This window comes from Lysinibacillus parviboronicapiens, assembly GCF_003049575.1.
GTDB classification, from domain to species: domain Bacteria; phylum Bacillota; class Bacilli; order Bacillales_A; family Planococcaceae; genus Lysinibacillus; species Lysinibacillus parviboronicapiens.
Genome location: NZ_PYWI01000010.1, coordinates 69,575 through 92,564, shown reverse-complemented (window position 1 = coordinate 92,564; position 22,990 = coordinate 69,575). Strand labels below are relative to the sequence as shown.

General features: G+C 38.5%; 17 protein-coding genes. 11 read left to right on the top strand and 6 right to left on the bottom strand.

What is annotated here, in order from left to right; genetic code table 11:
- Positions 1–30: 30 nt before the first annotated feature.
- Positions 31–2,142, top strand: coding sequence for a beta-propeller domain-containing protein (locus C9J35_RS10715; RefSeq protein WP_107924501.1), 2,112 nt, complete (start codon positions 31–33; stop codon positions 2,140–2,142).
- Between the two features lie 355 nt (positions 2,143–2,497).
- Here C9J35_RS10715 and C9J35_RS10710 read toward each other — a convergent pair whose 3' ends face one another.
- Complete coding sequence (locus C9J35_RS10710) at positions 2,498–3,907, bottom strand: polysaccharide deacetylase family protein (protein WP_107924500.1); 1,410 nt, start codon at positions 3,905–3,907, stop codon at positions 2,498–2,500.
- Positions 3,908–4,093: 186 nt separating this feature from the next.
- On the opposite strand from C9J35_RS10710, the gene C9J35_RS10705 reads away from it, so the two are divergent.
- Together C9J35_RS10705 and C9J35_RS10700 are read left to right on the top strand one after the other, a co-directional pair.
- A complete protein-coding gene (locus C9J35_RS10705) occupies positions 4,094–4,846 on the top strand; it encodes a threonine/serine exporter family protein (protein WP_107924499.1) in 753 nt (250 codons plus the stop codon).
- A 12-nt stretch (positions 4,847–4,858) separates the two neighbouring features.
- Positions 4,859–5,326: a threonine/serine exporter family protein gene (locus C9J35_RS10700; RefSeq protein ID WP_107924498.1), complete on the top strand. Its 468-nt coding sequence runs from the start codon at positions 4,859–4,861 to the stop codon at positions 5,324–5,326.
- Positions 5,327–5,382: 56 nt separating this feature from the next.
- On the opposite strand, the gene C9J35_RS10695 is transcribed toward C9J35_RS10700, so the two are convergent.
- Positions 5,383–7,404, bottom strand: a complete 2,022-nt coding sequence (locus C9J35_RS10695; RefSeq protein ID WP_107924497.1) for an EAL domain-containing protein — start codon at positions 7,402–7,404, stop codon at positions 5,383–5,385.
- A 186-nt stretch (positions 7,405–7,590) separates the two neighbouring features.
- Between C9J35_RS10695 and C9J35_RS10690 the strand changes: the two genes are divergently transcribed.
- The 4 genes from C9J35_RS10690 (at position 7,591) to C9J35_RS10675 (ending at position 13,265) form a co-directional block, all read left to right on the top strand.
- The gene (locus C9J35_RS10690) at positions 7,591–8,484 is read left to right on the top strand and encodes a DMT family transporter (RefSeq protein WP_054768019.1); all 894 of its coding nucleotides are present in this window, start codon (positions 7,591–7,593) and stop codon (positions 8,482–8,484) included.
- 76 nt (positions 8,485–8,560) lie between these two features.
- Positions 8,561–10,282: an ABC transporter ATP-binding protein gene (locus C9J35_RS10685; protein ID WP_107924496.1), complete on the top strand. Its 1,722-nt coding sequence runs from the start codon at positions 8,561–8,563 to the stop codon at positions 10,280–10,282.
- The gene (locus C9J35_RS10680) at positions 10,282–12,108 is read left to right on the top strand and encodes an ABC transporter ATP-binding protein (RefSeq protein WP_107924495.1); all 1,827 of its coding nucleotides are present in this window, start codon (positions 10,282–10,284) and stop codon (positions 12,106–12,108) included. The genes C9J35_RS10685 and C9J35_RS10680 overlap by 1 nt, the downstream gene beginning before the upstream one ends.
- A gap of 287 nt (positions 12,109–12,395) precedes the next feature.
- The gene (locus C9J35_RS10675; RefSeq protein ID WP_235616274.1) at positions 12,396–13,265 is read left to right on the top strand and encodes a GNAT family N-acetyltransferase; all 870 of its coding nucleotides are present in this window, start codon (positions 12,396–12,398) and stop codon (positions 13,263–13,265) included.
- Positions 13,266–13,629: 364 nt separating this feature from the next.
- Here C9J35_RS10675 and helD read toward each other — a convergent pair whose 3' ends face one another.
- Positions 13,630–15,858: an RNA polymerase recycling motor HelD gene (helD, locus tag C9J35_RS10670; RefSeq protein ID WP_107924493.1), complete on the bottom strand. Its 2,229-nt coding sequence runs from the start codon at positions 15,856–15,858 to the stop codon at positions 13,630–13,632.
- A 256-nt stretch (positions 15,859–16,114) separates the two neighbouring features.
- Between helD and C9J35_RS10665 the strand changes: the two genes are divergently transcribed.
- Positions 16,115–16,837 (top strand): glycerophosphodiester phosphodiesterase, encoded by a 723-nt coding sequence (locus C9J35_RS10665; RefSeq protein ID WP_107924492.1) that lies wholly within the window; start codon positions 16,115–16,117, stop codon positions 16,835–16,837.
- Between the two features lie 47 nt (positions 16,838–16,884).
- Here C9J35_RS10665 and C9J35_RS10660 read toward each other — a convergent pair whose 3' ends face one another.
- Positions 16,885–17,907 carry a DUF2804 domain-containing protein gene (locus C9J35_RS10660; protein ID WP_107924491.1) on the bottom strand — a complete coding sequence of 341 codons (1,023 nt, stop codon included), beginning with the start codon at positions 17,905–17,907 and terminating at the stop codon, positions 16,885–16,887.
- A gap of 410 nt (positions 17,908–18,317) precedes the next feature.
- Between C9J35_RS10660 and C9J35_RS10655 the strand changes: the two genes are divergently transcribed.
- Positions 18,318–18,812, top strand: coding sequence for an amidase domain-containing protein (locus C9J35_RS10655; RefSeq protein ID WP_107924490.1), 495 nt, complete (start codon positions 18,318–18,320; stop codon positions 18,810–18,812).
- A 98-nt stretch (positions 18,813–18,910) separates the two neighbouring features.
- Entirely contained in the window at positions 18,911–19,483 is a 573-nt protein-coding gene (locus C9J35_RS10650; RefSeq protein WP_107924489.1) for a nitroreductase family protein, read from the top strand.
- Positions 19,484–19,582: 99 nt separating this feature from the next.
- Here the strand turns inward: C9J35_RS10650 and C9J35_RS10645 are convergent, their stop codons facing one another.
- On the bottom strand, positions 19,583–20,968 hold the full coding sequence (locus C9J35_RS10645) for a dipeptidase (protein WP_107924488.1): 1,386 nt from the start codon (positions 20,966–20,968) through the stop codon (positions 19,583–19,585).
- Between the two features lie 599 nt (positions 20,969–21,567).
- Here C9J35_RS10645 and C9J35_RS10640 point away from each other — a divergent pair.
- Positions 21,568–22,116 carry an RNA polymerase sigma factor gene (locus C9J35_RS10640; protein WP_107924487.1) on the top strand — a complete coding sequence of 183 codons (549 nt, stop codon included), beginning with the start codon at positions 21,568–21,570 and terminating at the stop codon, positions 22,114–22,116.
- Positions 22,117–22,530: 414 nt separating this feature from the next.
- On the opposite strand, the gene C9J35_RS10635 is transcribed toward C9J35_RS10640, so the two are convergent.
- Positions 22,531–22,977, bottom strand: coding sequence for a MarR family winged helix-turn-helix transcriptional regulator (locus C9J35_RS10635; RefSeq protein ID WP_054768018.1), 447 nt, complete (start codon positions 22,975–22,977; stop codon positions 22,531–22,533).
- Positions 22,978–22,990 lie beyond the last annotated feature (13 nt).

The following is a 22,990-nucleotide window of genomic DNA, read 5'->3' as shown; positions in this document are numbered from 1 at the left end:
TTAAACAAGTATATGAAGGAGTGGAAAAACATGAAAAATCGGTGGATAGCAATTCTGATTATTTCCGTACTAGCTATATTGCCAGGTATCTCTACTTTTATGATGGTACCAAAAGCTGAGGCAAAGGCAGTTAATACGGTTATGTCGACTCAAAGCTGGAAGGCATCATTCTCTAAAGCATTAAAAGGTAGCAATATTACGGAAGAAAATGTCTATGTAACAACTGATAAGGGGCGAAAAGTGACTGCGACCATTACATTGGGAGAAGATAATAAAACACTTATCGTTAGTCAGTTGGCGCCAGGAAGTTATAAATTACATGTCCGTAAGCAAGCATTTGCACCAAGTGAGCTTAAAACAACATCACATGTTATAGCATTTACGGTTGTAGAGAAGTTGGAAGCTGTAAAGTCTGAGGAAGAACTGCAACAATATTTCAAAGCAATTTTAGCGAATGGTAATAGTGAAGCTGAATCTGAATCACGTACAGAAAATAATACAAGTAGCGAAGATAAAGCAAACTCACTGAGCGATTCAAGCAACTCCTCTACGACAAATAATCAAGTAGAGGGTGTAGAAGAAGGGGATATTGTCGTTGTCAAAAATGACATAATCTATGCGGTAAAAGATCAAAGCATAACTGTTGTAGATGCCAGCAATCCGAAAAATTTAAAATTAGCAACGACAGTCAAGCTAAAAGAATCACAGTATATTTCAAAGCTAGCCTTGTACGATAATGTGTTAATAGCAATCGGAGATGAATATATCGAAAAAACAGGCACGAGTATGACAACAGCAACTTTTTATGATATAACAAATCCGAAAAATCCTAATTTTTTACGTGAGGTCGCACAAGAAGGATTCTTACAGGATATACGCATTACGAAAGACACTTTGTATTTAATTGGTAATATGCACCCTAATTATTGGATGCTAAAAGAAGGCGAGACATTGGATTTAAAGCCAAAAACTTATGATAGTTCAGTCAGCAAGGACTATAAAAGTTTACCGCTTGAGAAAATTTCTATATTACCAAACACTATGGATGGTACGTATAGCTTGATTACCGCTGTGGATTTGAAAAATGGGGCCAAAGCAACAGCCACTACGAAGGGATATTTAGGCGGTAGTAGCGGGCTATACATGTCCGAAAATGCACTGTATTTAACGACACCGATTTATAACGGAAACCGTGGAGATATGGTAGGCGGAATGGTTATGGATAGAATTTGGCTGCCAACTCAAGTAGATACACAAGTATTTAAATGGGATATTGCTGGAACAGCATTGAATTTTGTAGGTGCAACTGAAGTTAAGGGGTCTGTACTGAATCAATATTCAATGGATGAATATAAAGGTAATTTCCGCATCGTCACAACAGAGGGTAATATGTGGGATGAACAAAATGTATCACGTAACCACCTTTTCATTTTAGATAAAAATTTAAAAGAGCTTGGGTCAGTGAAGGATTTAGCTCCTGGTGAAAAAGTATATTCAGCTCGTTTCATGGGAGAAAAGGCATATGTCGTGACATTCAAGCAGGTTGATCCACTCTTTGTCATTGATGTAGAGAATCCGAAAAAACCAACTGTTTTAGGCCAATTGAAAATTCCTGGCTATAGCAACTATTTACATCCATTGGATGACACACATTTAATCGGTATTGGTTATGATACAGAAGAGCGTTATGACGCTTATTCAAAGCGTAACTTTACCGTTACAACGAATATGAAAATGTCATTATTTGATGTATCAGATTTCCAAAATCCAAAAGAGCAATCAATGGTCAAGATTGGTGGGAAAGGTTCAAACTCAGAAGTGCAGTATAATCCTAAAGCGTTATTCCGTCATACAGAGTACAATTACTATGGCTTCCCAGTTGTACTGTATGAAGCAGGGCAAGGAGATGAAATCGTATATCAGGGCCAAGGCGCACAAATATATGAAATCACAGCAGAAAAGGGTATCGTTTTAAAGGGCAATATCATTAGTAAAAATTCAGGCGATCAGTATGAAGATTGGGAGCAAGTCGTACAGCGTGTCGTCTATATAGATGATGTTCTATACACAGTTGCCCGCAATGAGGTAAAGAGCTATCAGCTGAAGGACTTCAAATCGCTCGACACTCTGCCAATAAAATAAAAAACGAGGCTGGGACAAAACTTTAAATTTTAAGAAAGAGCAGCAAATGTATTATTAAATTTTTGTTATCTAAAATGAAGAAAAATTTAGACGTTCTTCCTTTTGGCATAAATAAAATTTAGAAAAGAGCACTAGTTGATGGTAGCGAAGGCGGCGACTCCTGGGGGATTAGCGTAACGCCTGAGACTACAGGCTCAGGCCACGCCCCTAGAAAGCGTCCGCCGTAGTGGACATCAACGTTCACAGCAAAAAAGTGTTAGATTGACTGATGTCGATCTAACACTTTTTCTCTTTTGTTCCAGCCACTTCTTTAGATAATCGTGATAAACGTTCTTTAACTATCCGGTGTCATTGCTTATTGACGATACGGCAGGATTTCAGAAACTGTCACAAACTCATACCCCTGTTCTTGTAAATAGGCAAGTACAGCATCAAGTCCATCCGCAGTTGATTGATGAATGTCATGCATTAAGACAATTGCATTATTGTGCAGATTATTTTTTACATACGGAAGTAACTGCTGTGCATTGCGATGTTTCCAGTCCATTGTGTCAATGCTCCATAGTACTACCGGAATTGGAATTTGAGCATTTATGTTCTTGTTTGTTGCGCCGTAAGGAGGTCTAAAGACAGTCGCGCCTTGATTGATAGCTAATTCAATTTCTGCCGCTGTTGAAGAATACTCCTTTAAGACTTGTTCTGAAGGTAGTTTTGTTAATACAGGATGGTTCCAAGTATGGTTCCCAACCTCATGTCCACGTGCAAGAACATCTCTGGCGATATCTGGATAATATTGTACACGACTGCCAAGCATAAAGAAGGTAGCTTTTGCATGATACTTATCAAGAATGTCTAAAATCTGTTCTGTTACAATCGGATGTGGACCATCATCAAAAGTTAATGCAATGCGCTTAACATTTGGATCTCCTGGAGTTGCTGGTTCCGTCGGTTCCATAGTCTCCATCTCAATTTGAAAATCAGATGCTAGTAAAGGGTTAATAAGTGAAAGGGGCAGTTTCCCAATTGGGGCACCAGCTGCACCGTTGGCAATTTCATATTCATCGAAGTAAAAGAGTAACGCATCATCTACAAGAGCAAAACGCTCGAAATTTGCCCATTTTGGCTCCGTTGCTGAAAGTAACTCATCTTTATTGAGCTCATCTTTTAGTTGAGGATTTTGCTGTAAATCTTTACGGACATGCGCAGCAATTGTGGACAAGTTATTTTCGTCATTTTGCAATAATGTTTTTATATCGATTTGTTCACCTGTTTCATTGTTAAAGAAAAATGTCTTTGTAGAAACTTCGTGATTGGCTCCGCCCAGATACTGCATTTTTGTAAGGACAAAAGAATAATATTGCTTGTGATATGGAAAAGTCTCAAAGCTGATATTTAATTCACCCATTGCACTTTTAGTATCGTTTTTTTTCATTTCCGACAAGTAGTTTTCTTTTGAATCCGTTATGTACTTTATTACGGCATCATTAAAGACATTATTTTCTGTTTGTGGATAGTGAATGGCAAATGGTGTGCGTTTATCATTCGAAACGTCTGTTACAATACGTATCCCTGGAAACGCAGAGCTTTCAGTCGATAAACTACTATTTAAAGAATCTGAGTTTGAATCTTTCGAAGCACTAATTTTTTGAAACTTAAAGTCATCCTTTGAAAGGATAATGACAAGGATAATGGATGTTAATGTAATAATGAGGCCGATTAATAGGAAATCAATCATTGGGCCGCGTCGTTTTCTGCGTTCCTGCATCTTGGTGGATACGCTCCCCTCTGTAAATTATTTATCTATACAATCAGACGTGTGAAGCATCGGAAAAGTTATATGAATCTACGAATTATGTAAAAAAATGTTGAAGATTTACGGTTGAGTTTTTATTTGCAGTTCGATACTATTTACTATTGGCAAGGAACCTTTTGAAGGAGGTAGATAACTGTAATGATATTACAAGAAGCCGATAATGAGTTAACAATTGACTGCTTGCTACTTGCAGGTCGTATTATGATTGAAAGTGGGGCAGAAACATACCGTGTGGAAGATACGATGCTGCGTATGGCACAATCTCAAAATATGCTTGATGCTCAATGTTATGCTACACCTACGGGAATCATTTTTTCGTTAGGTAAGACACAGCCGACGAGAATCACTTCGATTTCCAGTAGAGTTACAGATTTACAAAAAATTGCCTTGGTAAATTCAGTATCTCGTAGACTCACATCTCACATAATAACATTAGATGAGGCTCATGACGAGTTAAAGTCGATACAAAAAACAAATTATTTTTTACCAATTTATATGCAAGTTTTATCAGCTGCTCTGGCGAGTGGTTGTTTTCTTATAATGTTTAAAGGAGGATGGTCGGATTTTCCTGCTGCGTTTATAGCGGGGGGGCTCGGATTCCTTGTACTGGTGTGGATGAATTATTTAACGAAGGTGAAATTTTTCTCAGAATTCACTGCTTCGTTAATAATTGGTCTGATTGCTTTTTTTGCCGTAAAATCTGGATATGGTGCGGAAATAGACAAGATTATTATTAGTTCGGTCATGCCACTTGTACCAGGTATTTTAATTACTAATGCGGTGAGGGATTTAATGGCAGGTCATTTTATGTCAGGGATGGCAAAGGGAGCAGAGGCGTTTTTAACAGCATTTGCAATCGGTGCAGCTATTGCCGTCATCCTATCATTTTAGGAGGCGGATGATTTGGATATAATCGTACAATTAATCGTCAGTTTTTTTGCAACAGCAGGTATTGCGGTTATTTTTAATGTACCTCGGAAAACACTGTTTCACTGTGGTTTTGTTGGTGTAGTAGGCTGGCTTATTTATTATGTATTAACAGAGTACGGAATGGATGTAGTAAATGCATCTTTCTTTGGTTCGTTTGTAGTTGCCATTGTCGCACACTTGTATGCACGGCGCTTTAAAATGCCAATGATCATCTTTATTGTGGCTGGTATTATTCCGCTTGTGCCGGGGGGGATGGCATACAATGCGATGCGGAATGTTGTGGAAGATGATTATTTACAAGGCTTGCAATATGGTTTAAAGGCGTTTTTAATTACCGGGGCAATTGTTATGGGGCTGGTATTTGCGGAAGTATTCATGCAACTCATATTCCGTGGAATATATACGAGTAAAATGAAAATAAGAAAAGTATACAAAAGATAAAACTGCTAAATGTTTAAACTAAAAGGCTGTCCAATACTTGGACAGCCTACATACTATTATTTTACAAGTAATGTCTCAATTTCTTCTGGTGTAACAGGCTTACTAATATAATAACCTTGAATAGCATCACAGCCATATGTCATTAAAAGGTCTGCTTGTTCAGCGGTTTCCACGCCTTCAGCAACCACTTTAAGTTCCATTGATTTGCCTAATTGCACCATGCCATGCATTAGCTTTTGTGTTTTTTCAGATTTTAATAGTGAATTTGTAAATGTTTGATCAATTTTTAATGTATCTATTGGCAAAATCTGCATATAGCGGAATGAACCATAGCCAGTACCGAAATCATCTAATACGAAAACGATACCTTCGTTTTCAAGTTTACGCATTTGCTGCGTAATAAAGGTTGCTGCTTCTGCCTCTAAAGCAAACTTCTCTGTAATTTCAATTTGAATAAGGCTAGCTGGACAACCTGTTTTTGCTAGCATATCAAGTACTGATTTGGCCATGTTTTTATCACGGAATTCACGTACTGAAGAGTTGATGGCTACTTTTAAATGCAGACCAGCCTTCTTCCAAATTAATGCCTGCTCACAAGCTCTTTCTAACATAAATGAACCAATATTGTTAATGAGTCCTGTTTCCTCAGCAATTGGAATCAATTCATCTGGTGAAACAACCCCCATTACCTCATCTTCCCAGCGCACTAGTGCTTCTACGACTGTAATTTTCCCCGTGTAAACATCAACTTGTGGCTGATAAAGTACCTTAAGGTTCTTTTGATCAAGCGCTTGAAGTAAACGTTTTTCTATTAAAGCTTTACGATTTAAAGCTTTATGTGTTGCTTTCGATAGTGACACAATTTTATCGCCACCTGCTTCACGTACCGATGTAATAGTAGCAATCGATGCCTTCATCAATTGAGAGAAGGTTGTTTGATCTTCAGGGAAGCGTGTAATGCCACCGCTAATGGAAATAGGCACAGCGATATTACTACTGTATATTGGGTGCTGTTGTAAGTAAGATAAGAAGCCTTGAATAAACCATTCACTTAAAGGTGTTATGACAACAAAATCATTTTCATTGATACGTGCCATTGCACTGTCTTGGAAATACATTTTTATACGATTTGTAAATTCAATAATCAGACTCTGATTAATTTGTTGATCATGTAACTCTTTTAATGTGTAAAATTTATCGATGCTTAAATATACAAATGAGAAATGTCTATCTTCTTCAATCATGCTAGCAATCACTTTTTCAAGACGATGGGCATTCATTAGACCTGTCTCGGTATCAATATAGGCAATTTTTTCAAGCTGATGCTGAATTGTTTTTGATTTCGTAATATCTTTTTCAATTAAAATAAACTGTTGTTCATTGGTTTCTAGATTAAACGTTGGGATAGCTGTTAACAGTACCCAATATGATTGGCCAGTTTTTGTAACTTTTTCGACTTCACCTTGCCATGTATTGCAATTGTTTAAATTGCGCCAGATGTTATTGGTGATTTTTTCACTTACATCATTATCAGGGAACAGTTGCCAAAATGTTTTACCGATAACGCGCTTTGGTGTCCATTGACTTGTTTTTAGAAATTCAGCATTACATTCTAAAATAAACCCGTCTTGGTCAAGTGTCACAGTCATGAAAGTTGAGTCTAAACCATGTTTTAAGTCAGTAAAAGTTCGACTATTAGATACGGAATTAATCATTAATTCAGGTAACATCAACATAATAAGGATAAGGTGTTCACCTTGTTCGATAAACGGTTTAGCTAACAATGCCGTAGTAATTTCTTCATTAGCACTTGTATACACTTGAATCTTATCTAAATACGTACTATCCTCACTTTGAAGTATTGATTTGAACGTCTCTAATGAAAGCTGACGTAGTAGATTTTCATGTATGAATGAAGTAGTATGTCCTTTAATATCAGTAGCAGAAAAACCAAATAGCTGTTCAGCATTCTTTCCCCAAATAGAAGCTTGTCCGTCTTGGTTTATGACAAATGCAGGAAAAGGAAGTGAATTTAAATAATGTTCATCAATCGAAAATGATTTATGGATTTGACTCATGATTTATTCAATCTCCTTGGGTAATCAATATATACTATTATTATAGAGAATTATCGGGAATTAGTCATTATGAATATATTTGTAAATATTTGATAGAGAAAAAAATAGGACTTTACTAACAAAATATAAGAAAAGTTTTGAAGAAAAACAACAAATTTTAGTACGTATATAGGAAGCGGGATTGGGATGGAACGATTAAAAGGTTTGATTTTTATTATCTCGGGTGCGATGTTGTGGGGTGCAACAGGCCCTTTAATGGAATGGTTACTCAATCATACACCATTGACAGTTTCCTTTATGTTAACAATTCGTTTGTCAATTGCGGGTATTGTATTACTCATATACTTAGTGTTAACGGGGAAAAATATCTTTGGGATATGGCAACAAAAAATATGGAGTAAACAGCTTATCATCTTTGGTGTAGCAGGGATGTTGGGTGTACAATATGCCTTCGTAGCAGCAATCAATGAAAGCAATGCAGTACTAGCTACTTTACTACAATTTTTAGCACCAATCTTTGTTGTAGCTTATGTCTCTCTTAGTTTAAAGAAATGGCCACCTAAATATCAAGTGTTAGGGATTATTGGTACACTAGCAGGGTTATTTTTATTACTAACGAACGCTTCTTTTGATGCTTTGCTAGTTAGTAATAAAGCCTTAATATGGGGAGTGGCAGTAGGTTTAACTTTTGCCTTCTACACGCTGTATCCAGCACGTCTCATGAAAGAATGGAGTGTACTGCTTGTTGTAGGCTGGGGAATGCTAATTGGTGGTCTAACGTTAGGCATAATCAGTCGCATTTGGCAATCGAATCAGTGGCTTGTTTTTATGGATTTGAAGGTTGTAGGTCTAATGCTTGCACTAATTGTCTTTGGCACAATAGCCTTTATCTTATTTTTGAGTAGCATGAAATACATATCAGCGGTAGAGACAAGCATCTTATCTAGTATGGAACCGTTAACGGCCATGGTTATTTCTGTAATTATGTTTGGTACATCATTGGGTTTTTGGCAATTAATGGGTGTTTTTGTTATGCTTGTTTGTGTAACTTGGCTTTCTATCGCAGGTGAAAAAGCATAAAAATACTATAATGAAGAGTAATAAGAACTATATTAAGATGTAAAGATGTTTCTTCTCAAAAAAGGGGTGAACAAATGTGAGAGAAATTTTTTCGTATATAAAACCATATAAATGGACTGCAATGTTTGCTTTATGTTTAATGCTGTTGGAATTATTTGTGGAGTTGGTTCAGCCACTCATTATGGCCAAAGTAATAGATGAAGGCGTACGAGCTCAAAATCCTGAAATGATATGGCAATGGGGAGCGGTATTACTCGTTTTATCTTTCGTAGCTTTTATAGCAGGGATAGTTAATTCTTATTTTTCATCGCATACCGCGCAAAGCTTCGCGTTTGATTTAAGAAATGCAATGTTTGAGAAAATTCAATCGTTCACACTCGCTACCTATCAAAAGTTCTCAACGGCCTCTTTGATTACTCGGCTAACAAATGATGTGACACAGGTACAGACAGTGCTCTTTATGAGTCTACGTATTATGCTTCGTGCACCACTTGCAGTAGTTGGTAGTATCGTCATGGCTTTTGTCGTGAATGCACAGCTAGCCCTTTTTTTAGTCATAGGTGCACCGATTATTTTTGTGTTCCTTGTTGTTATGGTTGCAAAGGGTGTGTCTTATTTTGGTCGCGTACAGAAGCGTGTGGACCGATTAAATCGTGTACTACAGGAAAATCTACAAGCTATTCGCCTAGTGAAAGCTTATTTACGTGGTACATATGAGGCCTCACGCTTTGAACAGGTGGCATCACACCTAAAAATAGACACGGTAAAGGCTTTACGCACGATGGAATATATTATGCCAGTACTATTATTCATCATGAATATGAGTTTACTTGCAGTGCTATGGTTTGGTACAAAGCAAATCGCTGCTGGTACAACGCCACTCGGAGATATCGTAGCCATTGTCAATTATGCAATGCGTATGACAGGTTCATTTTCGATGTTCGCCTTTATCATAATTTTTTACGCTCGTGCAAAAGCCTCGGCAGATCGTATGGCAGAAGTGCTGGCTGTTGAAAATGAAGTAGAGGTTGTTACTACGTCTGAAGAAACTCCTCACAAGGCGAATTTTGGTGAGTTAGCATTTGAAAACGTGAGTTTTACGTATCCAGGTGCAGAGAAACCTGTACTGTCCAATGTCAGCTTTCAAGTAAAGTCTGGTGAGAAGTTAGCGATTATGGGAGCAACAGGAGCTGGTAAATCGACGTTACTACAACTAATTCCTCGTTTTTATGATGTGGCGTCGGGACAGATTTCTGTAGAAGGGAAAGATGTGCAGCAATGGGAGCTACAAGAATTACGAGAAACCATAGGCTATGTACCGCAACAATCATTGTTATTTACAGGTAGCATTACTGATAACATTCGTTGGGGTGATGCACAGGCTGGCATGGACGAAGTGCTGAAAGCTACTATGCAAGCACAAATTCATGCTTCTGTAGAGGACTTCCCAAATGGGTACGATACACGAGTTGGGCAGAAGGGCGTTAATTTATCTGGCGGCCAAAAGCAACGATTGTCCATTGCAAGGGCATTACTAAGGAAAGGGCATTTATTAATGCTTGATGATAGTACAAGTGCTCTTGATGTGAAAACGGAGCAGGCTTTGTGGGAGGCTTTGAGCGATGAAAGGGCAACAATGCTTGTGGTCACACAAAAAATTCGTACGGCTAAAGAGGCAGACCACATTCTTTTAATAGATGCAGGTGAAGTGGTGGCATATGGTACACACGATGAGCTATTGCAATCTTCTCGTTTATATAAAAAAATCGCAATCTCCCAACAGGAGGTGGAGGAATAATGGGATTTTTCCAAAAACCTTTTGGCTATGAGCCGATTTTAAAGAAAGAGGATTTAAAACAGGTCGTAAAGAAAAAGAAGGGTCCGCGTGCAACAGACTGGAAAAGTACGCTTGGGCGGTTATGGAAAATTGTTGATGAACAACGTGCTCTATTAATCATAGTGTTTTTGCTGGTCACTGTAAGCTCAATTTTGGCACTACTAGGACCATATTTAATCGGAAAAATGATAGATATATATGTGATGCATGGGGAACTTACGGGACTTGGGAGTAGAATCGCCTGGCTAATTGGAATTTATGTGCTGTTAGCTGTGTCGTTATTTTTACAAAACTATTGGATGATTGGTATTGCTCAGCAAACGATTTACAGACTACGCACAAGTGTATTTGCCCATTTCCAAAGTCTTCCGGTGTCGTTCTTTGATCGCCGCCAGCATGGGGAATTAATGAGCCGTGTGACAAATGATATAGAAGCAGTTAGTTCAACATTGAATAGTTCCTTTATCCAAGTCATTTCAAGTGTGCTAACACTCGTAGGAACACTTGTTATCATGTTAAGTCTGAGCCCTCTTTTAACTGTACTAACAATGACAATTATTCCAATTATGTTTATAGCGATGCGGTGGATTACACGTCGTACAGCGCCGTTATTTAAAGAACAACAAGCAGCGATTGGGGCGCTTAATGGCATGATTGAAGAAACCATTTCTGGGCAGCGAATTGTTAAGGCGTTTTCACAGGAGGAACGTGTTAAGGCAGAGTTTCGTGATAAAAGTTTACGTTTAAAGAGAACAGGCTTTTGGGCACAAACATATTCAGGTTATATCCCAAAGGTCATGAATTTTTTAAACAATATGAGCTTTACAATTGTTGCGGGAATTGGAGGGGTACTAGCACTATACGGTCATGTAACCATTGGCGTAATTGTTATTTTCACGGAGTATGCACGACAGTTTACCCGTCCATTAAATGATTTAGCCAATCAGTTCAATACGGTACTTTCAGCGATTGCAGGGGCTGAACGTGTATTTTCTTTACTTGATGAACAGCAGGAGGTCGAATTTCCAACCTCACAAAAGCACTTGCTTAAAGGAAATGTAGCCTTCCAACATGTATATTTTAAATATGAACAATCAGAAGAAGCCTACACATTAAAGAATGTAAGTTTTCAAGTGAAGCCAGGTCAAACAGTTGCATTGGTTGGTGCAACTGGTGCGGGGAAAACAACGATTCTTCAGCTTATTGCTAGGTTCTATGAAGTAACGAAGGGCGAGGTATTATTTGATGGTATAAATGTGCAGCAAATTGAACGCGGAGCACTACGCTCACAAATGGCCTTTGTGCTCCAGGATCCCTTTTTATTTGAAGCAACGGTGCGAGAAAATATTCGCTATGGTCGATTAGATGCTAGTGATGAAGAGATTGAAGAAGCAGCGCAACGTGCAAACGCACACGAATTCATCATGAAGCTAAAAGATGGCTATGACACGCTTCTAGCGGCGGACGGAAGTGAAATCTCTCAAGGGCAGAAGCAACTACTATCTATTGCCCGAGCCCTCATTGCGGATCCTAAGATCTTATTACTGGATGAGGCAACTAGTAGCATTGATACGGTCACAGAACTAGCCATTCAAGAGGCGCTGGATACGTTGATGAAAGGGCGTACAAGCTTCGTCATTGCCCATCGATTAAATACAGTGCACAATGCTGACATTGTCCTTGTAATGCAAAAGGGTGAGTTAGTCGAGGCAGGGCCACAACAGAAGTTAATTGCATCTGGTGGGATTTATGCACAAATGCTTGAATCGTCTGCCCATCATTTATAATCATAAAGTGAAATTTTTAGGTAGGAAAAGGCTACGTGTAGCTAGTGCTAGTGTTGTAATAGTGAATTGTGTTCTTGTTATGCCATATAAAGTTGGTCATCAATTCGTCGCATATTTGGTGTGTGCTAACCTCTCTTTTAAACGTTTTTATGCTTTATTTTGAGGTGGGCGTTTTAGCACCTATAAGTATGGGGTAAAAATAAGCTGGTAAACACACATAATAATGTTGCCAGCTTATTTTCTTTCTTGCTACAATAGGGCAATAGTCTGGTAATAGAACGGAGTAAATGATGAAAATTTCAGTGATGACAGTGTCTTTTCCGTTAGACGGCGAAACATTAAATGAATTAAGAGCATTATGCGAAGAAGCAACAATACATGATTATCGAGTATATGAAACGATTATGAATATACCGTTAGCAGGCTCTTTTGAATCAAAAGGTTTTATGGTGTTAGCGTACGACGATGACAAGGATTTATTAGTCGGAGCAGCAAGTGCGATTGATTTAATGGGTCTATATACGTATGAGTGGTCGTTAGTTGTTTTACCAACGTATCGTAAAATGGGAATTGGTACAGCTTTAGTAGAAGTTTTACAAGCTGGACTAGTAGAGCGGAGTGCAGAAGGTCAATTGGCTTTAGTCATTGATGGTTCACCTTATGGTCATACGTTTATTGAAAACTGTAGCTATACCTACAGTTTTTCAGAAGCAACACTAGAAACTAAGGCAGAACCAGTGGAGCTACAAGATGACGTTGTTATTGCTGCGTATGCTGGAGAGCAAGCGGAGCTGGTTTCTATTTATAGTGAGGCTTTTGGTGATTTACCAGAGGAATCGGTAGAACTTATTGCCTTTAATACGTCTAAAAGTGGGCGTAAATTATGGGTAGCTCATAAAGATGGTAAGGTAGTAGGTACGGTGACAACAGCGGAAGAAAACGAAGTTCAATGGGTAACAGCATTGGCCGTTCATCCACATTATGAGGGGCAAGGCATTGGCACAGCTTTATTGTTATTCACGAAGAATTATGCCAGCCAAATAGGAGCAAAGCATGTCATGCTAGATGTTGAAATCGAAAACAGAAAAGCGCTCTCTGTTTATGAAAAATCTGGTTTTATGAAGGCACAGCAAATTGATTATTACGTGAAAAAATAAAATAAGAGTGAGGAGTGTGCTATATGCATCACTACTCACTCTTTTATTTTTATGACAAAACGGTAACGTCCTAAAGTCTCTTCCTTAGGCCATGAAGCGATCCAGTGATAAATTGGTTTTTTTATCATAAATATGTACTATGCCCATATAGTATTTATAAGCCCGATGAAAGGAGTCGATATCATGCGCATGCCCGCATTGCCGAAAAAGAAGTCTCCTCCAAAGGAAGCCCCTAACTCATGGTGGAAGGTTGTTAAAGCCTATTTGTCAAAGGGCAAATTTTATCGTTTGCCACCAAGACAAAAATAATCTTGCCATGCATTCAGCGTCATAAAAAAAGAGTCGCAAGGAATAGCGACTCTTTTTAATTTTCTAAAAGAAACGTTTTTTTTGTTGGACCAATTAAGTATAGCTCATGCATTGCCCGCGTTAACGCAACATAGAGAAGTTTTCGGTCAATTTTAGTATCGAAGAAAGGCGTATCAAAGGTTGCCACAATCACTGCATCAAATTCGAGCCCCTTAGCTAAATGGCTTGGTACTACGAGTAACAGTTGCTGATTAATGGTCTCATCCTCTGTTAGTAACTGTGAAGCAACGCCGTAATCGGTTAATGCCTGATGCATGCGGGTTGCATCGACCGTTGTTTTGCAAATCAAAGCGATAGACTGATGCCCATTGGCACGAATGCTATCAAATATCTGTGCGATTTGCTGAGCACTAAAAAATTCTGTCTGTATAAAGGTTGGCGGATTGCCGTGACGGACGACAGGTTCAACTAGCGGGAGTTGTTCATCCATTTGTGCCAAGATTTCATTAGCGACTTCCATAATTTCAATCGTTGTTCTGTAGCTTTTTTGCAGTGTTCGGAAGCTGGCTCGTGGAAACAAATTTTGTACAGGCTCCCAAGCAGTTAGGGAACGGTAACTATGAATTCCCTGCGCTAAGTCACCCACCATTGTAAACATATCTGTTTCGAGTCCCGTTTTTAAAGCAGCGAGCTGGAATAAACTATAATCCTGTACCTCATCAATGAAAACGACGCGCATTTTCCATTCATCCGCAATCCCTTTTATGCGTGCTTGTAAATAATAAATGGCTGCTAAATCTTCTAACACCCATTGTTCTTTTGCATGCACTTGTAAAAACTGTTGCTGTTCTAAATAATGCCATTCAGGTGCTAGCTCTGCGATTAGTTCTGCGTTTGTGAGAAGGGTACGATAGAGTGCTTTGACATTATATTTAGAAAAGCGACGCATGTAGGCAGATGCTGTTGATTTTGTCTCTTTTTCAATTGCGGGAATACGTTCATCACGTTCATCGATATACTTTGTTACGATACGACGTCGCTTTTCATCGTCACGTATGCCGTTTAATGCTTTACCAAGTGCTTCATCGTATTTAGCGTTTAGCATACTTAAGACAGCTTGTTTTTTCTGGCGAACATGGCTCGCTATGACCTTTTTGATATGTGCAAGTCTCTTTTCTATTGGCATATAGGACAGCTCGTATAAGAATAACTTCTTTAAGTGAGAGGCGCGCATAATACGGTATTTTTCAATAAATACATCTTCAAATTGTTCAGCAATTACTTGCTCAATTTTTTGCACATAACGCTCTATGACATCGCGGTAATAAAGCGACCCTTTTATTTCAGAAATCCAGGCAGTTGTTTGGTTGGCACCATCTGAAACAAGTGATTCTAACTGTTCATTAGGATTACGTAGTTTTAATTTTAGCTTTGTTGCCGCAAGGACATAGTCTGCAAAAGTTGTTTGAGAAATTTTATCGACACCTAGTTCCGGTAAAACATCACCAATGTAATCGATAAATAATTTATTAGGGGCTAAAATCATGAGCTGCTCGGGATTGAAATTTTCACCCATTGTGTATAAAAAGTATGAAATACGGTGTAGGGCTATCGTTGTTTTACCACTACCCGCAGCTCCCTGTACGATAATTGGCTGACGGAGGTGAGCCCTAATAATTTCATTTTGCTCTTTTTGGATAGTGGAGACGATTTCAGTTAAACGTACATCAGCTTTGCCAGCTAATGCTTCTTGCAGTAATTCATCGTTTGTAGTTAAGTCAATATCCCGAATATTTAGCAATTGACCATCTTCAATTTTATATTGTCGTTTGGCAAATAAATGTCCCTTGTGAATTTCTCCGCGGACATCATATTCCATATCCCCGAGTCGTCCGTCGTAATAGACATTTGCAACAGGGGAACGCCAATCAACAATAATCGGCTCATGTGTTTCACGATGAAATAAGGATGTTTTGCCAATATACAAGAATTCTTCAGGATCTCCTGTTTTTTGGAAATGGATACGGGCGAAATAAGGCTTTTTTTGAACAGCCTCTAAGCCTTCTTTTTGATTGCGGGCCATTTCAAAGAAGCGAGCGTTTGCTAAGATGTTCAAATAGCTCAAACTAGAATCTAAATAATCGAGATCTGCCATCGACTTACGAATATTTTCCTGTGCAGATTGCAAATCTCGTTGAGACTCGCTTAAAATTTGTTGCATATAGTTTTTGGTGTAAGCGAGCCGCTCCAGTTCAGCTTGAAAATCTGGGTGTTGTGCAGTCATTTTTGCACCTCCTAAGTACTTACAAATATCATTTTTTCAGTTGGATATCAGGGAAGGAGTTAATTTTGGATGTTAGCCCAGCTAGTTCACTGCAATAAGCTAACGACTAATGGGCTATATGATACAGGTACAATAACGCCTAGTCCTTAATGGAAATAGGTTCTCATATTACTATACAAAATTTTACCTTTCAAGGGTAAGATTATTAAATGCTTATTGTTATACTGTTAAATTATACGAAAGGGAGGGGATACGTTTGGATATATTTGCGCATAGAGGTGTATCTTCACACTACCCTGAAAATACAGGTGCTGCTTTTTATGCAGCCTCAAAATTAGCTATTACGGGTATCGAGTTAGATGTTCATTTAACTGCAGATAGGGAAGTGGTCGTCATCCATGATGAAGCTATTGACCGCACCTCCAATGGTACAGGCTATGTAAAAGATTATACGCTTCAGCAGCTGCGTGCTTTTGATTTTGGCTCCTGGTTTTCGGATGACTTTGTAGGAGAAAAAATACCAAGGCTGGGAGAAGTCTTAGAGCTATTTGCAGGCACACATCACCGAATTAATATTGAGCTAAAAACGGATGTTTTTCCTTACGACGGTATTGAGGCGCTTGTGCTAAAGGAAATAGCCACATATCAAATGACAGAACGTGTAATTATTTCATCCTTTAATCATGAATCAATCCAAATAGTGTCACAAATGGCCCCGTACATTGAAACTGCTGCATTATTTGCTGAAGTCTTAATTGATTTTACATCTTATTCAGTCCTAATTCCGACCAATGCTATACATGTTAGCTTGCCTACAGCTTTCAGGAAATCAGTTGGTTCAGCACTTGAAACTGGGGCTATTGTGCGTGTCTACACTGTCAATGAGATTGATAATGCCAAGGCGTTACAGCAGCTCGGCATAAACGCAATATTTACTGATAATCCCGAAAAAATGCTTGTAGCCTTAAGGGGACAATAAAGTACACAAACATGGCGTTTCAAATTCCCTTTGAGACGCCACGTTTGTTACCATTTTGCACGATGTTCTTCGATACAACCAAGCATTTGCTGAATAACGAGGGTCTCACCATTTTCCAATAAGATGGTGCCATCATAATAACCAAACATTTGATGCACTTCCGATTTGACGAGTCCAGCATTTGTTGCTGCAACACGTTCAAAGAATGGTGAAAAGGTTAAGGACACCTGATTTGTAAACTTAGTTTTTACTTTCCAACGTTGCATAAAATCTTCTCGATCATAATCGAATAGTAAATCCTCATGGATTTTTGTCATTTTACCATCAACGAACACTGCATTCTCAGTCATTCCTGTACCATCTGTCCATTTGCCTCCTAAATTGAGTCCAATACGTCGACCACGAACTCGTTGAGACGCCATACCCCAATTCCATGTGGCTTCACGCGGCCAAACACCGCGCCCATAATCGAGTACAGCAAAACTTTCCTCAGGCATAAAGATAAAGCGGCGATTGCCAATGGTCACATGTCCAGAAGTAGGTAGCGTATGATGCTTGCCTGTAAATTGGAAAGTTTTACGATTCCATGGAATGACCACATTTAAAGACTCGTCTGCTGGTGGATGTTGAATGACAAGATTTGCGCGTAAGCCATCTCCATCGAAATTAGGAATAGAAACAGATAAATGAGTTTCATTGTGAATATAGGTCATATCGATGGTCATTTCACTACTGCTGAAAGATACCGATTCTAGCACCTGTGTGGGCATTTTTAATTTGCCACCCAATGGAATAGTGATTGTTTTTTCAAAATAGCGCTGTGTCTCATACTCAAGGAAGTATACAAAGCAGACCGCTGCGTAATCTAGATGGCTAATGGTAGCGGAGAATAAAATCTCATCACCGTATACACACCAATAATTCCATTTCTTTTTGCGCATCATATGGCCGCTTAAATTGCTATTTATGAGAGGTTTTCGTGCAAATCCAATGGAAGCTGGATTTAAATTCCCTTTTTTATCGCATAAAAGAGTAGGTTGTAAGATTTCTTTCTCCGCATGCTGCTTCACATTCAACATCCCTTCTGTTCGTAAATTATTTATCTACATTGCATTCAATCCTATTGTAGCAAAAACTATCTTTAAATTGGAAAAGATAGCACCGAATGTGACCGCGTTCATTCCATTTATCTTCAGTCAGTAACGCTCCAAACACAGACTGATTAAAGATAGAGCCTCCAACAGATGTCTAGATTTAATAAAGAGTCATATAAGAGGTTAGCTTAACTTCGTTCTGCAACAGCGGCTAACAGACCTGTCTTGATAAAAATGCAACAAGTTGTAGCTTTACCGACTGACATCGTGCAGGCATAAACACCATTGAAAACTTGAATGCAGTGACGGCTGGGCGTCATTGATGTTAATGTCCTAACTAATAGATTAGCTAAACTACACATATGATGTACGTAAGGAGGGGGAACGTGGCAAAAATTTATAATAGGCAGGCAGCTGTACAGTATGCGAATTTGTGGTGGAATAGACGTAATCCAGCATTTCCAAACTTTGATGTGGATTGTACGAATTATATATCACAATGCTTACTTGCAGGAGGAGCGCCAATGCGAGGTGCTCCAAGTAGAGATAAGGGTTGGTGGATTCAGCAAGGGAATTGGAGCTTCAGTTGGTCTGTCGCACATTCCCTTAGGTGGTATCTAGAAGGCTCCAAAACAGGATTAAAGGGAAGGCGTGTGCAAAATGCTGAGGAGTTAGAGCTTGGGGACATCATTTTTTATGATTTTCAGGGGAATGGACGTATTGATCACTCTGTTATCGTCACGAGTATTCAGAATGGCATACCATATGTGAATGCCCACACTTCAGATAGCATTAATCGATCTTATTTTTATGAAGATTCAACTGCATATACACCGAGTATGACGTATTTTTACATTCATATTGATGATAGTTTTGCTTAGAAAGATAGCTGTTTTAAAGCTTCGCAATTTGTGATAATGTGAGAGATAGACAATACGAATTAAAATATGATGTAAAGTTCTAGAGGGAGATAAAGTAAATGAGCGAACATTTTTTATCTGTAAGAGATGCAATTATCGAGCGCCGTTCCATTAAAAAATTTAATGGGCAACCTGTGGACCGTGAACAACTACTTACAATTATTGACGATGCTGTATGGGCACCGAATCATGGAAATCGTGAACCTTGGCGTTTAGTTGTAGCGTGTGGTAAGGAGTTATTTGCACTTCATGATTTATTGCGAGACTTAACTATTCCGAAATGGCAGGAGCTCTCAAGTGAAGATTTAACAAAACAAATGACGAAGTTCACGCTTCCAGGCGGTTATGCTTTTGTTATCGTACCGGAGGATGCACGTCAAAAAGAACGTCTAGAAGATTTTGCTGCTGCAAGTACTTTTATTCAAAATATGCAGTTACTTGCGTGGGATAAAGGTATCGGCTCTTGCTGGAAAACACCAGGATTTTTAGATAATCCGAAATTCCGCGAAGCATTAAAGGTGCAGCCAGGTGAGCGCGTTATTGCGATGTTACAAGTTGGTTATTTTGATGGTATTCCAAAGGCTAAAGAACGTAAAACATCAGCTGAAATTGTCACGATTTTTGGTGAATAGTTTGTAGAAGGAAAGCCCCTCTCACTGAGGGGCTTTTTAATATCTATTAGTCTTAGAACGTGATAAATCGAGTTCTAAAGTTATAAACAGCGAGTAGTATTACTTATTATTTAAACTTGCAACTTCATATAAGTAGTCACCTAAAACACGTAGACCTTTATCGAAATTTTCTAAATGGAAGTGCTCATTCGGAGCATGGAAGTTTTCACTAGATAAGCCGAAGCCCATTAATACGACAGGTAATTCTAAAATTTCATCGAATGCAGCTACGATGGGTATTGAACCGCCACCACGTGTGTAAGCAGTCGGGACATGATAAACTTTTTCGTAAGAGCGTCCTGCCGCTTGAATAACTGGATGGTCGAATGGCGTTATGAAAGGGCGTCCTTTATCGAATTCAGAAATGGTTACTTCAACACCAGTTGGTTTATGCTTTTCGATATGTGCTTTTAAGAGTGCAACTATTTCATCTGGCTCTTGATTTGGTACAAGTCGACAAGTGATTTTAGCGCCAGCCTCAGCAGGTAATACAGTTTTAATGCCCTCACCTGAGAAGCCACCAAACACTCCGTTAACTTCTAGTGTCGGACGAGCCCATGTTTGCTCTAAGTAAGAATAGCCAGTTTCCCCGAACAACTCTTTCACACCGACTTCTTCCTTCACTGACTCTTCATCGAAGCCAAGCGCGCGATATGCCTCACGTTCTTCTTCTGACAATGGTAATACTTTGTCATAGAAGCCGTCTACCTGAATTGTGCCATGTTCATCACGGAAGGATGCTAAAATGTCTGCTAATGCATGAATCGCATTTTGCACGCCACCACCGTAAAGACCAGAGTGTAAATCACCTTTTGCCCCGCGTACATCAATTTGTACACCTGTTAAACCGCGTAAACCATAGCACACAGCTGGCTTACCAGGTCCATAAAGACCAGTATCTGAAATCAAAATTAAATCTGCAGCTAATTTTTCCTTATGTTCTTCTACAAAGGCAGGGAGGTGAGGACTGCCGATTTCTTCTTCACCTTCATAAATAAACTTCACATTTACAGGTAATGTACCAGTTGTAGCAAATAATGCTTCAATCATTTTTAAGTGCATGAAAACTTGGCCTTTATCATCACTTGCACCACGTGCGAATAATTTGTTGTCACGAATTGTAGGATTGAACGGCTCACTTTCCCATAAGTGTAATGGATCTACAGGTTGTACATCATAGTGACCGTAAAAAAGAATAGTTGGTTGTCCTTCAGCGTGTAACCAATCTGCATAAACAACAGGATGACCTGCTGTTTGGGTAATTGAGATGTTTTCTAAGTTTAGCTTTTTGCAAGCGTTTGCTAGCCATTCAGCTGCAGCTTGAATATCCCCTTTGTGTGCTGATAACGAACTAATGCTTGGAATACGTAAAAATTCATTTAATTCATGCAAATGAGCTTCACGATGTTCAGTAAAATAAGCGTCTAATTCCTGTAAATGTGTCATCATTTCATCCCTCTTTCCAATATTTCGATACTAGAAAGAGTATAGCATAATGTGGCTGGAGAATCCTGTTATAGCAATACATTAAGGGACCTTTATGGACCCTACGACCATGGTATTGAAATAGACGTTTATTTTATTAGTAATGATGGTACTTGCTTATGTATCACATCTTTCGGTTTGATTGGGCAAAAATTGTACAATTTGGGAGGGGAGTCTGTAAAGGAAAGCATTTAGCTAAAAAAGTACCGTAGGGTGGTGTTTTTACTTTTAAGACAATCTTAAAAGTAGATAGGAGCCCTTAAATCTAAACCTTTTAGTGGTTGCATAACAATATGATTACATGCCGCTTTCTGATCTCCCATTTAAAAGAAAGACTTTTATGGCGTAGTGTCGTCTTTTATGGCGAAGTGGGGGTTTTATTTCTATGTTATACATTACCTTTGGAAGTATAGTAGAAAAACATTTTTTACGAATATTACAAGTGAAAGCAATTAAGCTTACACGATTGTAATGAAATTGAAAGCAAATACGATAGAGTGTAATACATTATTTTGCGAGAATGTGTATAGAAGCAAGAACAAGAAGCGGAGGAATACACAATGAATGAAAAATTAGAAGGCGTATATGAGGAATTTAATCGTTATATTTATCATCTATGCTTAAAGCTTACTCGCAATAATGTAGAAGCGGAAGATTTAATGCAAGAAGTTTGGGTAAAAGTTGTACGCTATGAGGACAGCGTTGCCGAAGTAGAACATATTAAAGCTTGGCTAACAACAATTACTATGAATACATTTAGAGATCGCTATCGTAAAAAAGTAAGACGTAGTAAGTACATGATGAATCAACCTGAAACATTAGACGTTCCAATCTTAGATTTGGTTCCTAATAATGAGATTTCTACAGAAGAAAAAATTGAAAAAGACATTGTAACAAAACTAGTGCAGGATAAAATGGGGCAATTAGATTCGATTTATCAAAAAACATTGTGGTATTTCTACATAGATCAATACTCACTTGCTGAAATTTCTACAATAATGAAGGTATCGATTGGAACAGTGAAATCACGCTTATTCCGTGCGAAAGCGCGTTTAAAAGAAATGCTAATGGCTGACGTATCAATAGTGGAGGCTGTGTTGCCAGCATAATAGTTTGCATTGGTCGCACATTAAAATAATAATTACTTAGACGGAAGTATTTGTTCGACCAATCAAAAAGAGATGCATTGCAAAATGACATAATTTGCGATGCATCTTTTTTGTTGCTGAAATTTTTGAAGGTAGAACATCATATATAGCTGATAAAGTACCCGAAATCATCAGGAAACCTCTAACAAAATTAGTAGAAATCTTGGAATCGCTGCTAGAACTGCCAATATCGTTGAATTAAGTCCTAGTATCTCTGATAAGGAACGACAGCATCAAATGTTTTATACGGCGAAAGCGAAGCGGATTTATATTATATAGAAAGTTGGGGGACATTCCTTAAAATTTGCAAAAAAAAAAGCACCTCTAAAAGTTAGAAGTAGTCTAACAATAGGTGCAAGGTATGCAAATAAGTTTTTAATCATGACGATTGATTTCAACTTCGAGCAAACATTTTGCGAAAATATCTCGTAAAGTTTGTACCTCTTCAGCTGACAGCATGCCAAACATATTGTTGATGATTTCGCTAACTTGTTGACGTGATTCTTCTAAAATATCTTCACCATCAGGGGTGATTTCTAACTGGGAAGCTCGACGGTCTGTTGCATGCTGTGTTTTCTCTATAAAGCCCGCATTGATGAGTTTGGTCGTTAAAACTGTAACCCCACCTGTTGTCACTTTCAAACGATCTGCAATAGCAGAAGGGCGCTTAGGTCCCTCCTGCGATAAATAGTCTAAAATTAAAATATGGGTTTTTGAAAAGCCGAGTACATTATGATTATTCCACTCGTTTGCCCATTTACGCTCAATGGAAGAGACGACTTCAAACAACGAGGAAATGGCTTTTTGTTTTTCTTGATCCATATAGGTCATCTCC

Bases quoted from the DNA above. Each gene is read 5' to 3' on its own strand.
- C9J35_RS10715 (WP_107924501.1), top strand. From the start codon at position 31: ATGAAAAATCGGTGGATAGCAATTCTGATTATTTCCGTACTAGCTATA.
- C9J35_RS10710 (WP_107924500.1), bottom strand. From the start codon at position 3,907: ATGCAGGAACGCAGAAAACGACGCGGCCCAATGATTGATTTCCTATTA.
- C9J35_RS10705 (WP_107924499.1), top strand. From the start codon at position 4,094: ATGATATTACAAGAAGCCGATAATGAGTTAACAATTGACTGCTTGCTA.
- C9J35_RS10695 (WP_107924497.1), bottom strand. From the start codon at position 7,404: ATGAGTCAAATCCATAAATCATTTTCGATTGATGAACATTATTTAAAT.
- C9J35_RS10690 (WP_054768019.1), top strand. From the start codon at position 7,591: ATGGAACGATTAAAAGGTTTGATTTTTATTATCTCGGGTGCGATGTTG.
- C9J35_RS10680 (WP_107924495.1), top strand. From the start codon at position 10,282: ATGGGATTTTTCCAAAAACCTTTTGGCTATGAGCCGATTTTAAAGAAA.
- C9J35_RS10675 (WP_235616274.1), top strand. From the start codon at position 12,396: ATGATGAAAATTTCAGTGATGACAGTGTCTTTTCCGTTAGACGGCGAA.
- helD (WP_107924493.1), bottom strand. From the start codon at position 15,858: ATGACTGCACAACACCCAGATTTTCAAGCTGAACTGGAGCGGCTCGCT.
- C9J35_RS10650 (WP_107924489.1), top strand. From the start codon at position 18,911: ATGAGCGAACATTTTTTATCTGTAAGAGATGCAATTATCGAGCGCCGT.
- C9J35_RS10645 (WP_107924488.1), bottom strand. From the start codon at position 20,968: ATGACACATTTACAGGAATTAGACGCTTATTTTACTGAACATCGTGAA.
- C9J35_RS10640 (WP_107924487.1), top strand. From the start codon at position 21,568: ATGAATGAAAAATTAGAAGGCGTATATGAGGAATTTAATCGTTATATT.
- C9J35_RS10635 (WP_054768018.1), bottom strand. From the start codon at position 22,977: ATGGATCAAGAAAAACAAAAAGCCATTTCCTCGTTGTTTGAAGTCGTC.